Genomic DNA, 12,372 nt, shown 5'->3' on the forward strand with positions numbered 1-12,372 from the left:
TCCCGGCGGCCCGGCCGGCATGGCGTCCCCGCCCCCGCCGCCCGGCGGCTGGACGGCGCCCGCTCCCGCCCCGGCCCCCGCCCCCGTACCGCCGAGCGGTGGCGGCGGCGGTAAGAACAAGACGCTGCTCGCCGTCGTCGGCGGCGTCGTGGCCCTCGCCGTCATCGGCGGCGGCGCGTTCTTCCTCCTCAAGGGCGGCGACGACAAGAAGGACGACAAGCAGAACGTCGCCGCCGGCGGGCAGGCCAAGCCCTCGGGCGATCCGGCGCAGGGGCAGCAGGGCCAGCAAGGTCAGCAGGGGCAGTCGCAGCAGCCCTCCGGCCCCGACGCCAGTGCGGGCGCCCCCGCCGCCCCGCCCGCCGGCTGGCAGACGCAGACCAGCAAGGAGCACAAGCTCCAGTACGACGTGCCCGGCACCGGGGAGAAGTGGAAGGTCTTCCCCCAGGACACGATGCTCGCGTACACCGACGCGTCCGGTAAGCCGCAGATCTCGATGCGCGACACCGCCAACTTCACCGAGGGCGGCTGCGCTTCGTCCGCCAACCCCAACGCGGTCGGCGAAGCCGGCAAGGGGCAGCTCGCCACCGTCGGCACGGCGGGCGGCGACGCCTCCCTGAGCATCCAGGAGAACGCCCGCAACTGGGCGGGCAACTGGGGCGTCTTCGCGTACGGCGGCCTGGGCAACAAGCCCAAGATCGAGGTCAGCCAGGCCCAGCCGTGGAAGCAGAACGGCATCGACGGCTGGACCGCGACCGCCAAGGTCCGCGTCCTCAACCGCCCCAGCCCGTGCGTGCCGCCCACGGCCATCGTCAAGAGCATCGTGTGGAAGCTCCCCAGCGGCGACTTCAGCAGCTGGATCGTGTACGCCGACCAGGGCGTCTCCGGCGCGCTGCCGGAGTCCCGGATCGACGAGATCATGAAGACGGTCCGCCCGCTCAAGGGCTGAGCCGACGAGGGCGAAGGACGAAGTTCGAAGTTCGAGGGACGAAGGACGAAGGGGGCCGGTCCAGGATGACCACCACCGCACTGTGGAGCCGGGCGCAGCAGCAGGACTTCCGCGCCCGCGTCCGCGGCTGCCTGCTCGGCGGGGCGATCGGTGACGCGCTCGGCGCGGGCATCGAGTTCCACTCGCTCGGCACGATCCGCGACCACCACGGGCCCGCCGGCGTCCGCGACTACGTACGGGCCTACGGGCGGCGCGGCGCGGTCACCGACGACACCCAGATGACGCTCTTCACCGTCGACGGCCTGATCCGCGCCGCGATCCGGGGCGGCTCCGGCGGCGGGAGCGCGCCGGAGGAGGTGCACCGCGCGTACCTGCGCTGGCGTGCCACCCAGCGGTACGAGGCCCCTGACCTGGATGACCCCGCGCTCGGCAGGCTGGGCCGCCAGGAGTGGCTCTACTCGCGGCGGGCGCCGGGCAACGCCTGCCTGTCCGGGCTGGACGACGACCGGATGGGCACCCTCACCGCGCCCAAGAACCGGGAGTCCAAGGGCTGCGGCACGGTGATGCGGTCGGCGCCGTTCGGCCTGCTGGTCGACCGCGAGCCGGCGCAGGTCTTCCACCTCGCCGCCGAGTGCGCCGCCCAGACCCACGGCCACCCCTCGGGCGTCCTCGCGGCGGCGGCCTTCGCGGCCATCGTGCACGGCATCGTCCGCGGCGGGACGCTGGAGGGCGCCGTGCACGAGGCGCTCGGCCTGCTGGCCGGGTGGTCAGGGAGCGAGGAGACGACGGCGGCGCTGCGGCAGGCGCTCGACGCCGTACGCCGGGGCGCGCCGTCGGCCGAGCGGCTCGAAGGGCTCGGCCAGGGCTGGGTGGCCGAAGAAGCCCTGGCCATGGGCGTGTACTGCGCGCTGGTCGCCGAGGACATCCGCCACGGGCTGCTGCTCGCCGTCAACCACAGCGGTGACTCCGACTCCACCGGCTCGCTCTGCGGCAACCTGCTGGGCGCGCTGCACGGCGAGACCGCGCTGCCGGTGGACCTGCTGGCCGAGCTGGAGGGGCGGGCCGAGATCGCCGAACTCGCCGACGACTTCGCCATGGAGCTCACCCAGGGCGCGCACCTGCACGGCCCGGACGTGACGTCCACGGCGTGGACGGAGCGCTACCCCTTGGCGTAGCGGCTCAACTGCGCGGTGTGCTCCGGCAGTTGCGATCGCACAACCCCTGCGGTCGCGTGCACCCGCGCACGCCCGTACACGCCCGCACATGCGAGAACCCCCTCGGCCGGGACGACGGACCGGCCGAGGGGGTTCTGTGCGCACTGCTCAGGAGTGGTGAGGACGAGGAAGACGCTGAATCGACTGGTCTCGTCAGAAGTCGTATGCGCGACGGGAAACGGTCGTCACAAACGCGGACCAGGCGGTCGGCGCGAAACCGAGAATCGGCCCCTGAGGGTCCTTCGAGTCACGGACCGCGATGGACTGGGGGAGGGGGGAGGCGACCTCCACGCAGTCGCCGTTGGCCAGCGAGTACGAGGACTTGCGCCACGTGGTGTTTCCCTGCTGGATGGCCATGATTGCTCCCATGCCTTGGTGAGTATGTGCCTTGATCAGAAACGCCGGTCGGAACGCCGGTTTCCCGAGGTGCGACCGACGTTACGCGCCAACATCACCTGATGAACGGCCCATTCACTCGACCGGATGGCATATTCGGGAACGCCCTTCCCGGGCGACTGGCAGAGGGTGTACCGTGCGGCGCCGTCGCTCAGGCCTCCGCCGCCCACTCCGCCGCGACCCGGTCGATGAACTGCCGGGAGTGCTCCGCGTTGAGGGCCTGCATTCGCAAATGTTCGTACATCACGCTGTAGGTCTGCACGTCGTTGGGCTTCTCCAGGTAGAGATCACTGGTGATCCCCTCCAGATAGACCGTGCTCGCGTCCTGCGGGTCATTGAACTCCAGGATGGAGAACTTCCCGTACATGCCCGGGTGCGCGCCCACGTCATAAGGCAGCACCTGCACCGTGATGTGCGGTTCCAGACTGAACTGCACGAGCTGCCGCATCTGTTCCGCCATGATCTCGCGATTGCCCACGATCCGGCGCAGCGCCGACTCGTCGATGACCGCCCAAAGACGCAGCGGATTCTCCGGATCGGTGATCCGCTCCTGCCTGCGCATCCGCACCTGCACGCGGCGCTCGATGTCGGCCGCCGTCGCCTCGGGCCAGGAACCCTCCGTCACGGCGCTCGCGTAATTGGGCGTCTGGAGCAGACCCGGTACGAGAGATGCCTCGTACACGCGCAGTGAGGCCGCATCCGTTTCCAGGCCGATGTAGACGCTGTAGGGAATGTCGCCGAAGGCGTGCCACCAGCCCTGCTGGCGCGACTCCTTGGCCATCTGCATCAGTGAATCGACAATCCGGTGGTCCTCGACCCCGTACACCCCGCAGAGATCGCGCACATCGCGCTGACTGATGCTGCGGCGGCCGTTCTCCAACCGGCTGATCTTCGACTGCGAGACGAGCAACCGCTCGGCGACCTCCTCGGCGGTCATGCCCTTGAGCTCGCGGAGCTTGCGCAGCTCCTGCCCCAAGCGGCGCCGCCTAACGGTGGGATTGACACTGGACGCCACGGGACGCACCTCCGGCTCCGTCATGCTGCTGTCTCCTGACCTCGCAGCCTGCCACCACATGCCGGGGCGGCGCTGGAAAATGCGACACAGAGTCCGCCTGCGGTGAACGGTTTGCCGGGGCCGGCCGCATCGGACCGTGCATCGTCCCGTGCATGTGCGCGGGGTGGTGGACCGGGCCGCCGTCCCGGGCGGCCGGACCACCACCCCGCGCGATATCGCGGCTCCCGAACCGGGCCGGGGGAACTGCTCTGCGGTCGGTCGAGCTCTGAGGGTGATGCGGATGTCGTGCGATGCGCTGCCGTGCCGTGCGCTGCCGTGCGGTGCGCTGTCATGCGATGCGGCGCCCTGTCGTGCGATGCGCTGCCGTGCGGTCGAACCGGAGTGTTACGCAAACGTGCTGTGGTGCGTCGCGCTGTTCCCCAAGGGCATGTGCGGGGCCCTCACGAGGCGCCGGCGCGGGCCATCACGGGCGCCCCCTGGGACGCCTGCTGACCGGCCGTCGCTCCGCCGCGGACGGACGTCCGCCGCCCGGATCCGCCGCCGTGGCCGCCCGAAGGGGAACCGGCTGCCGCCGGGGCCCGCCGCGGCTGCGCCGCGACGCCGTTCTGCACGTCCATCACGGCGTGCGCCACGAGGCCGCCCATCGGGTCGTGCCTGATCAGATCCCGCAGCCGGGAGCGGGACGACCGCCCCTCGTTGCCCGGGTAGAGGTGCTTGCCGAGACCCACCGCGTGGGCCAGGGCGGCGAGCGCCGCGGTCCGCGGGTCCGGCGGGACGCCGGTGCGGATCGCGCTGTCCAGCCGGGCCCTGATCTCCCGGCTGATCGCGGTGTCCGTCGCCTGGTAGCGCGTCGTCGGCAGCACCCCGCACATCTGGCCCGCCACGGCATGCACCATGCCGCACCGCTCCAGGTGCGTGAGGTACGTCTGGCGCAGCCCCAGCCGGGGCCCGCCGATCCAGTGGACGGCGCGGACCGGACTGCCGCGGCGGCGCAGCAGTTCGAGCGCGGTGTCCAGCGTCGGATCTCCTGTCGGCCGCGGCATCACCACGGCGATACGATCCCCGTCTGGGGCTATCCGTCCAGCCAGAGCCAGCTCCACTAGCTGTGCCCCGGCGAGACCCAGGTCGAGCGACTGCGGCTGCGCCGTGGTTCCCGTGGCCGGGTCCAAAGCGAGCAGCAGAAGCTCCTCCGGAATTGTTCTGCGGCTCCTGCCCATCCATGCCTCCCCGCGTGGATGACTGACAGGGTGACCCCTCTCACATTGGTCTGTCGAGAGTGCGTGGTGGCTTCGGGTGGGAACCGGTAGGTATGTCGTCTCGTCTAGCACGACGGTGAGCCCGGTCCATCCCTTCTGGCGGTGCGGTTGCGCGGTGACGGGGCTGCGACACAGGACACTGGTAAGCGTTTGAGAAGGTTCGGCCTGCGGGGTGCGGTGCACCCCGCGGTGGCGTATCGCGTGGGAATTTCGAGGAGGCATCGGTGGCGGGCGAGTCCCCCGGCAAGTCGGAGCAGCGGAAGTCGTCGGGGGAGACGACGCGCGGCGAGCACGACCCGCGACTCGGGGTTTTCCGGGAATCCTCCGGAAAGCCGTCCGGGAAAGCGGATGCCGCCGATGCCGCGGATGCCGCCGAAGGCGGCCGTAAGGAAGTGTCCGCGGCGCCCGCTGAGGCCGATGCGATCGCAAAGGCCGACTCGGGCCGTGCGGCGGCCGGCGGCGACGCGCGGCTGAAGGCCGCGGTGGCGGCGTGGGTGGCCGGAACGGACGAGGACGGATCGGATGAGGCCGGCGAGTCCGCCGGCTCGTCCGGTGCGGCCGGGTCGTCCGGCGCGTCCGCGCGCGCGAAGAGCGAGGACGAGGACGAGGACGAGGACGACCGCGGTGACCGGCCCGTGAACGGCAGCCCCGCCGGCAAGGGCGCGGGCTCTGCGCGGGCGGGTGCGGCTTCCGGCGAGGCCGAGGACAAGGCCGAGGACAGGGCAGAGGACAAGGCCCCGGCTTCCGGCGATCGCGCCACGACTGCCGCGAAGGCTGCAAAGCCCGCGAAGGGCGAGCCCTCCGGCGACGGCAAGGGTTCCGCTTCCGGTACGGACTCCGCTTCCGGTGCGGACAAGCCCGCCGCGCCCGTCGACCGGGCCACGTCCGTGTTCCGTACGGTCCGGCCGAAGGCCGATGACGCCGCGGACTCCGCCTCCGGCGAGGACAAGCCCGCCGCGCCCGTCGACCGGGCCACCTCCGTCTTCCGTACGGTCCGGCCCAAGGCTGACGACGCCGCGGGCGATGGCGAGGCTGCCAAGCCGGCGAACGGTTCCCCGTCCGGCAACGGCGACGGCAAGGACTCCGCCTCCGGCGAGGACAAGCCCGCCGCGCCCGTCGACCGGGCCACCTCCGTCTTCCGTACGGTCCGGCCCAAGGCCGATGACGCCGCCGGTGACGGCGAAGTCGCCAAGCCCGCGAACGGCTCCTCGTCCGGCAACGGCAACGGCGACGGCAAGGGCAAGGCCCCCTCCGCCCCTGCCTCCGGTTCGGCTCCCGCCCCCGGCAAGGACAAGCCCGCCCCCTCCGCCGACCAGGCCACCGCCGTGTTCCGTACGGTCCGGCCGAAGGACGGGGAGGCCGCGGCGCCGAAGGGCGCGCCTTCCGGTGACGGCGAGCGCAAGCCCGCCGCGCCCGCCGACCAGGCCACCGCCGTCTTCGGCGCGATCCGGCCCAAGGGCGACGCGGCTGCCAAGGCCTCCGGCAAGCCGGCCGCCGAGCCTTCCGCCGACGATCAGCCGACCGCGCTGATGAAGGCCCCCAAGGCGCCCGAGCCCAAGACCAGTGCGCCCAAGACCGGGGCCCCCAAGCCCGCCCCGCGCGAGGACTCCGACTCCGAGCGGACCAGCCAGTTCGTACCGCTGAAGTCCGACGAAGCCGCCAAGAAGACCGCCCCGGCCAAGCCCGCCGCCAAGCCCGCCGCCAAGGCGACCCCGCCCGCCGCCAAGGCGAGCGCCCCCGCCAAGCCGGCCATACCGGTCAGCGTCGCCCCGCCGAAGGACCCGGCCCCCAAGCCGGACGGCGGCGCCGCGGCCGCTCCCGCCGCGCCGCTGGACCTGCTGGCGCAGCTGACGAACACGCCTCCGCCGCCGGAGACGCCCGTCCGCACGGTCCTGCGCAGGGTCAAGATCTGGACCCCGCTCGTGATCCTGCTGGCGATCATCTTCTGCGTGGTGCAGGCGTTCCGCCCGCTGCCGGAGCCGAAGCTGGTGCTCACGGCGAACAAGTCGTTCAAGTTCGACGGTGACAAGGCGCAGATGACGTGGCCGACGTCCGGCCAGGCGTACGTCGAGGTGGACGGCCTCGGCAGCCTGGGCGAGTACGGCGAGGAGAAGCCCGTCCCGATCGCGAGCGTCACCAAGGTGATGACCGCGTACATCACCCTTCGCGACCACCCGATGCAGAAGGGTGACAAGAAGGGCGCGTTGATGACGGTCGACGCCAAGGCGGTCAGCGACTACCAGAAGGGCAAGCCGGAGGGCGAGTCGCTGGTCCGGGTGACCGAGAACCAGAAGCTCTCGGAGTACGAGGCGCTGGAAGCGCTGATGCTGCCGTCGGCGAACAACATCGCCAAGCTGCTGGCGCGCTGGGACGCCGGTTCCGAGGAGGCGTTCGTCAAGAAGATGAACGACACCGCCAAGGAGCTGGGCATGGTGAACACGAACTTCACCGACCCGAGCGGCTTCGACGCGACGACGAAGAGCACCGCGAAGGACCTGGTCAAGCTGGGGAAGAAGGCCATGGCGGACCCGGTCTTCCGGGAGATCTCGGGGCTGACGGAGTACATCGACAGCAACGGCGAGAAGCAGAAGAACTTCAACCCGATCGTTCCGCTGTACGGCACCGGCATCAAGACGGGCACGACCACCGCGGCCGGCGGCAACCTGCTCTTCGCCGCGGAGAAGAAGATCGGCGGCACGACGCAGCTGATCATCGGCGCCGTGCTGGCGCAGCACAAGACGCCGATCATCGACTCGGTGGTCGCGGCGACCAAGGACGCGATCGAGTCCGCGAAGAAGGCGCTGGAGGCGAAGACGGTCGTCAAGAAGGGCGACGTCGTGGGTGCCGTGGACGACGGCCTCGGCGGCCGCACCCCGGTCGTGGCGACCAAGGACGTCACCGCGGTCGGCTGGTCCGGGCTGACGGTGGACCTGGCGCTGAACGACGGCGGTCACAAGCTGCCGCACGCGGCGAAGTCCGGTGCCGAGGTCGGCATGCTGACCGTGGGCAGCGGCCCGGGCCAGGTGCGGGTGCCGGTGGCGCTGAAGTCGGCGCTGGCCGAGCCGGGCTTCGGGTCGAAGCTGACGCGTCTCGGCTGAGCCGGCCCGTCTCGGCTGAGCCGGGCAGGACGACGTGGGCAGGGGCGGCGGTCGCCGCCCCTGCCGTTCTTCTGCGGCGTGCTAGCGTCGCGAGAGTTTGAGCACGGCGCCGCGCCGTGCGCTACCCGCAAGTCCGTGACAGCGTGACGATGGGGGAAGACCTCGGGGGAAGACGGGGAGAGCCGCAGTGACCACCGTGGGCCCGGCACGGGCCGACAAGCCGGACGAGCCGGGTGACCGGCAGGACGGGCGCACCCCCGCAGGGATAGCACCGCCGTCCTCCGCCTTCCGCGAGCGCCTGACCCGCACCGGCCGCGCCCTGGCCGGCCGCCCCGTGCTGACGACGCTGGTCGTCGCGGCCGTGGCGCACGTGGTGTGGGTGTACGTGTTCGCGAACAGCGGCGGCGACCTGGCCGCCCAGGACGCGTGGGCGGAGTTCGTGGGCCAGCACCCCGACTCGGCGTACAACCTCGCCTGGTACGGCGGCATGCACCCCGTCTCGTACAGCGTGATCTCGCCGTACCTGATGGCCAGCATCGGCGTCCGCACCACGATGATGATCGCGGGCACGCTCTCCGCCGGGCTCCTCGCCCTGCTGCTGGTGCGCAGCCGGGTGGTGCGCCGGCCGCTCGTGCCGGCCCTGTACGGCACGTTCGCGCTGACCTGCAACGCGATCTCCGGCCGGGTCACCTTCGGGCTCGGCACGATGTTCGGCCTGGCGGCCGTCGCCGTGATCTTCGCCTGGCCGATGCGCTGGCGCTCGGAGGGCAAGTACCGCTGGGGCCGCGCCGGCCTCGCCGCGCTGGCGGCCGCGCTGGCCACGGCGTCGAGCCCGGTCGCCGGCCTGTTCGTGGGCTTCGTCGCGGCCGCCCTGTGGCTGGGCAAGCGCCGCCCCGCGGCGTACGCCCTCGGCGTCTCCCCGGCCGTCGTGGTGGGCCTCTCGGCGTGGCTGTTCCCGTTCTCGGGCCAGCAGCCGATGGCCTTCGTCTCGGCGATCCTGCCGCTGCTGAGCGGCATCTTCGGGGTGCTGTTCGTCCCCAAGGAGTGGCGCACCGTCCGGACGGCCTCGGCGCTCTACGTCCTGGCCGTCCTGCTGGTCTGGCTCATCCCCTCCCAGATCGGCACCAACGTCTCCCGGCTCGGCATGATCTTCGGCGGGACGGTGCTGGTCGCCGCCCTGCCGGAGCTGAAGGTGCCGCGCCCGGCCGAGCTGCTCAAGAGCGGCCTGCGCTGGACGGCGCTGGTCGCCGCCCTCGCCACGTGCACGATCTGGCAGCTCGCCGTCTCCATCGGCGACATCATGCACACCACGCCCGCCGCGTCCTGGGCGCGCGAGCTCGCGCCCCTGGTGCACCGGCTGCAGCAGGCCGACGCGGCGCGCGGCCGCGTCGAGGTCGTGCCGGCCCGCAGCCACCGCGAGTCCTCGGCCCTCACCCCGTACGTCAATCTGGCCCGCGGCTGGAACCGGCAGGCCGACCGCGAGCGCAACCCGCTCTTCTACGAGCCCGGCCGGCTCACCCCCTCCACCTACCGCGCCTGGCTCGACCGCTGGGCCGTGCACTACGTGGTGCTGCCCGCCGGCGAGCCGGACCACGCGGCCGTCGACGAGGCCAAGCTCGTCACCAAGGGCCAGCCGTACCTGCGCGAGGTGTGGTCCGACGACAACTGGCGGCTGTTCGAGGTGGAGTCGCCGACCCCCCTCGCCGACCCTCCCGCGGTCGTCGAGCGCACGGACGCCGAGGGTCTGACGATCACCGTCAACAAGGCCGGGCCGGTCCTGATCCGCATCCCGTACTCGCCGTGGCTCGGCCTGGTCGACGAGGACGGCAAGGACGTCCAGCCGCCGAAGGCGGGGCCGCGCGGCGAGCCGCCGGTCAACGTCAACGGCTGCCTGTCCAAGGAGGTCCAGGAGGCCCGCGAGGACCGGCCGGAGGACGACTGGACGCTGCTGCACGCGCCGAAGGCGGGCACGTATCACATCGTGGCGCGCTACAAGCTGCCGCGCGGGACGGGCTGCCCGGACGACCTGGCGAAGTAGCCCGCCCGGCCGGGAGTCACGCCCGCCCGGCCGGGGGCCGTACCCGCCCAGCCCCCGGTCACTCGCACACGCGCGGCGAGGCGGCCCCCGGGGCGCCCTTCAGCTCCTTCCGCACGCCCTCCAGGTAGTCCAGAACCTGCCGCTGCTTCTCCGGGCCGGGGTCGCTGAGGTAGTCCAGCACGCCGTGCTGGAAGGCGAACCGCATCCGGAGCGGCATCGCGTCCGAGGCGTCCAGGCACTTGGGCTGCGGGCCGCCGAGCGCCGTGCTGACGGCCGCGTTGACCCGCTCGGCGCCGGGGTCGGGCCGGGGCGCGCCCCTGGTGACGAAGAAGGGGCGGCCGGGGTTGGTCGTGATCTTCTTCCGCCGCTCGTCGTCGGGGACCTGCGCCCACACCTTCTGCGCCTCCTCGGTGGTGAGGAAACGCATCAGGTCCTCGGCCGCCCCGGCCCGCTCGCCCTTCTTCGCGAACAGCGTCGCGAAGTCCGCGGACACCTCGGAGGCGGCGGGGCCGCGGGCGATGCCGGGGAGCACCTCGCGCGTGGACGTGAAGGCGGCGTGCCCGGTGTAGCGGTCGTCGCGGACGAACGAGGCCTGGTGCTGCAGGGCGCACTGCTTCGACGCGAGGAGCTTCTGCCCCCAGTCGTTCCGCAGGGCGGCCGCCGCCGGTTCCTTCGTGAAGATGTCCCCGAACGCCTCCCAGGCCCGGGGCACGGCCCCTTCCGTCCACGGCAGCTCGCCCCGGGCCCACTTCTCGTACGCCTCCGTGCCGCTCTGCTGCAGCAGGATGTCCTCGATCCAGTCGGTGCCCGGCCAGCCGGACGTGGCGTCGCCGCCCATGCCCGCGCACCACTCGCCACCGCCCCGGGCCGCCAGCGTGCGGGGCCCCTGGCCGCGGGCGGGGTCGTACCAGACGATGCTCTTGAGGTCGGCCTTGACCGCGACGGCGTAGACCTTGCCGCCGAACCGCGGCGCCCACAGCGGGCCGTACCGGCCCAGGGCGTCCTTGAGGACGGGAGTGAGCTCCCGCGGCGGGGTGTTCGAGCCGACGTACGTGCCGACCTCGCCGAGGCTGGGCAGGATCGCGACCTCCGGGGGGTTGCCCGCGTTCAGCCGGGAGAGCAGCACTTCCCGGACGGCCGTGGTGCCCTGGTAGTCGACGTGGACGTGGTACTTCGCGGCGTACGCGTCCAGCACCTTGCGGAAGCGGGTCTCCTCGGCGTCGGTCCACGAGGCGAGGACGCTGATCCGGCCGCGGTGCTCGGGGCGCACGGTGTCGCCCGCGCCGACGGCGGCGAGCAGCACCAGCCACAGGGCGAGCAGGACCGTCGCGGTCTCGAAGGAGCGGATCCGCCGGCCGGGGTTCTGCGGGATCCGCGCGAAGCGGTACTCCTCGATGCGGGGCTGGAGCCCGATGACGACGAGCGCGGCGACGACGATCCCGGCCAGGAGGATCCCGGCGGGGACGGTGGTCAGCCACTGCGCGGCCGCCATGTGGTCGCGCACGGCCTCCGGGCCCGTGCTGCCCGAGGCGTCGCCGCGGGCCGCCGCGCGGGCCCAGTCGAGGTCGTCCTGCAGCCGCAGGGCGGCGGGCAGGAGCACCGGCACGAGGGCCGCCACCAGCAGGGTGGCCCCCGCGAGGGGGCCGTTGAAGCGGCGGCGGAAGCGGCGGCGCAGGAAGACCTGGGTGTCGGCGAGGAGCCAGACCAGCGCGACCCACAGGGCGAGGGCCGCGGCCCAGGCCAGCTGCAGCAGCCAGCCGGGCGTCGTCTGCGCCCTGAGCACATCGGCCTGCTCGTCCTGGACGGTCCTGAGCCGGGCCAGCACGCCGTTCCTGTCGCGCTTGAGCGTGCTCTCCGCGTACTGCAGATAGGCGTCGCGGAGCTTCTCGTCGGCCTGGCTGCGGGCGGCCTGCTCGATGAGGTAGTCGTACGAGGAGACCTGGCCGGTGGTGGTGTCGAGGATGTTCCGGCCGTTGTCCGCGACGGTCGTGGCGTTCGCCTTCTGCAGGCTCCCGAAGGCGGAGTTGATCTTCGCGCGGTACTCCTCGCCCGCGCCCTCCGCCGCCGCGACCGTCCTGGCGCCCGGGCTGCGCAGGGCGGTCTTCGCGGCTTCCAGCGAATCCCGCAGGGCCGTGCTCGTGGCGTCCACGTAGCCCATCGCCGGGACGGTCCGGCCGGGGACGTCGGCCGCGCCCCTGCTCACGCCGTAATAGGCGGTGACGAGGGCCCCGCAGGTGAGCGCGGTCACCGTCAGCAGCACGGTCAGGCGGCGTATCAGCCAGGGGCGCGTGCCGGGCCACGGCCCGGTGCCCGCGGGGCCGGCCGGGCCGGCAGGGCCGTGAGGGGCGGCCGCGGGGGCGGTCACGGGGCCGGCTCCGGGGGCTCCTGTCCCGGCCGTTCGTGCTGCTC

General features: G+C 72.6%; 7 protein-coding genes and 1 pseudogene. 4 read left to right on the plus strand and 4 right to left on the minus strand.

Annotation, left to right across the window (positions count from 1 at the left end; genetic code table 11):
- Nucleotides 1-946: pseudogene (locus B7P34_RS32520) on the plus strand (hypothetical protein); the annotation flags it as partial.
- A 65-nt stretch (nt 947-1,011) separates the two neighbouring features.
- A complete protein-coding gene (locus B7P34_RS32525; protein WP_106681767.1) occupies nt 1,012-2,121 on the plus strand; it encodes an ADP-ribosylglycohydrolase family protein in 1,110 nt (369 codons plus the stop codon).
- 192 nt (nt 2,122-2,313) lie between these two features.
- Here the strand turns inward: B7P34_RS32525 and B7P34_RS32530 are convergent, their stop codons facing one another.
- From B7P34_RS32530 to B7P34_RS32540, 3 genes are all read right to left on the minus strand, one after another.
- Nucleotides 2,314-2,529, minus strand: a complete 216-nt coding sequence (locus B7P34_RS32530; protein WP_223268455.1) for a DUF397 domain-containing protein — start codon at nt 2,527-2,529, stop codon at nt 2,314-2,316.
- A 178-nt stretch (nt 2,530-2,707) separates the two neighbouring features.
- Nucleotides 2,708-3,595 (minus strand): helix-turn-helix domain-containing protein, encoded by an 888-nt coding sequence (locus tag B7P34_RS32535; protein ID WP_223268456.1) that lies wholly within the window; start codon nt 3,593-3,595, stop codon nt 2,708-2,710.
- Nucleotides 3,596-4,011: 416 nt separating this feature from the next.
- Nucleotides 4,012-5,049, minus strand: coding sequence for a GOLPH3/VPS74 family protein (locus B7P34_RS32540; protein ID WP_353620288.1), 1,038 nt, complete (start codon nt 5,047-5,049; stop codon nt 4,012-4,014).
- 2 nt (nt 5,050-5,051) lie between these two features.
- Here B7P34_RS32540 and B7P34_RS39525 point away from each other — a divergent pair, with 2 nt between their 5' ends.
- Nucleotides 5,052-7,925: a D-alanyl-D-alanine carboxypeptidase gene (locus B7P34_RS39525; protein WP_106681770.1), complete on the plus strand. Its 2,874-nt coding sequence runs from the start codon at nt 5,052-5,054 to the stop codon at nt 7,923-7,925.
- Between the two features lie 187 nt (nt 7,926-8,112).
- Nucleotides 8,113-9,963, plus strand: coding sequence for a hypothetical protein (locus tag B7P34_RS32550; RefSeq protein WP_106681771.1), 1,851 nt, complete (start codon nt 8,113-8,115; stop codon nt 9,961-9,963).
- Between the two features lie 58 nt (nt 9,964-10,021).
- Here the strand turns inward: B7P34_RS32550 and B7P34_RS39015 are convergent.
- Nucleotides 10,022-12,372 (minus strand): extracellular solute-binding protein (locus tag B7P34_RS39015; RefSeq protein ID WP_223268457.1); only part of this gene is annotated, 2,351 nt, incomplete at its 5' end.

This window comes from Streptosporangium nondiastaticum (assembly GCF_003011965.1).
Lineage (GTDB): Bacteria > Actinomycetota > Actinomycetes > Streptomycetales > Streptomycetaceae > Streptomyces > Streptomyces nondiastaticus.